Here is a 1,524-nt window from a genome sequence, read left to right on the forward strand (position 1 = left end):
TCTAAAAAAGTAGAGAAAATCTTTCAAAAACTGGTGGACAGACATGAGTCATTACGAACATCTTTTGAAGATGTGAATGGTGATATTGTCCAAAAAATCCATTCGGATTTCTCCTTTACAATGGAAAGAAGAGACAGAAAAGGATGGGCGGTTGAAGATCTTTTAAAGGATTTTGTTCGTCCGTTCGAATTGAATAAAGCCCCTCTTTTTAGAGTGGAAATGGCTGAATTAGAGGAAGCAACTTATTTAATGGTCGATATGCATCATATCATCTGTGATGGTGTCTCCGTCGAACGATTATTTTCTGAGTTTAAGGAATTATATAACGGTCAGGACCTTAAACCATTAAGAATTCAATATAAAGACTTCACCGCATGGCAGAATTCTTTCCTGAAATCAGACGAGTTGAAAAAACAGAAAGAGTATTGGACTGAACAATTCAAGGGAGATATTCCAGTTTTAAATCTGCCATACGATTTTGAAAGACCTCTTATGAAAAGTTTTGAAGGAAGTCATCTAGGCTTTTCGTTGAATGAAAACCAAACAGAAGGTTTGCGTGAAATTGCCAAGAAAACAGGTACGACTATGCATATGGTATTGTTATCTGCCTTCTATATTCTTTTGTCTAAATACAGCGGACAGGAAGATATAGTAGTCGGTACTCCAATTGCAGGAAGAACACATGCGGATTTGCAGGATATCATGGGAATGTTCGTTAATACTCTTGCATTACGAAACAAGGTGGAGGGAGAGAAATGTTTCCTCAAATTTTTAGCTGAGGTGAAAAGCAATTCTCTGCTTGCCTATGAAAATCAAAACTACCAGTTTGAGGATCTGATTGATACGCTTGAGGTAAATAGAGAAACAAGCAGACATCCGTTATTCGATGTCATGTTTAATATGAGCCATGCCACTGAAGTGGCTGAAAGAGCAGATGAAGGCTTACAGCTGAGACAAATTCAAAGAGAAAGTCATATCTCCAAATTTGATTTGACGCTTCATATTACAGAACACAAAAACAGATTAAACGGAAATATCGAATATTGTACGCGTCTTTTTAAGAAAGAAACGATTGAGAGAATGGCACTCCATTTTAATGAAATTGTGACTAGTATCTGCAGAAACGATGAAGCTGAACTATATCAAATTAACATGATGACTGAACCAGAAAAACATCAAATTTTACACGAGTTTAACAATACGAAAACCATTTATCCAAGAGAAAAAAACATCGTAGAACTATTTGAGGAACAAGTGGAAAGGCGACCGGGACATCAAGCAGTTGTTTACGAAAACCAGCATATTACGTATAAAGAGTTAAATGAAAAAGCTAATCAGCTTGGCCGCGCTTTACGCAAAAAAGGCATCCGATCAGGTACTGTAGTAGGGATTATGATCGAAAGTTCAATTGAGATGGTGATTGGAATTCTAGGTGTGTTAAAAGCAGGCGGTGCCTATCTTCCGATAGATAAAAGCTATCCGGCAGACAGAATTGGCTATATGTTGAGAGACAGCAACGCTCAA

1 protein-coding gene is annotated in these 1,524 nt (G+C 37.3%); it reads left to right on the forward strand.

Annotated elements, in window-relative coordinates; all coding sequences use genetic code 11:
* Positions 1-1,524: non-ribosomal peptide synthetase (locus OQ477_RS20725; RefSeq protein ID WP_265973602.1), on the forward strand; the 1,524-nt coding region annotated here is incomplete at both ends.

It is taken from the genome of Bacillus sp. ChL18, from assembly GCF_026241425.1.
GTDB lineage: Bacteria > Bacillota > Bacilli > Bacillales > Bacillaceae > Bacillus > Bacillus velezensis.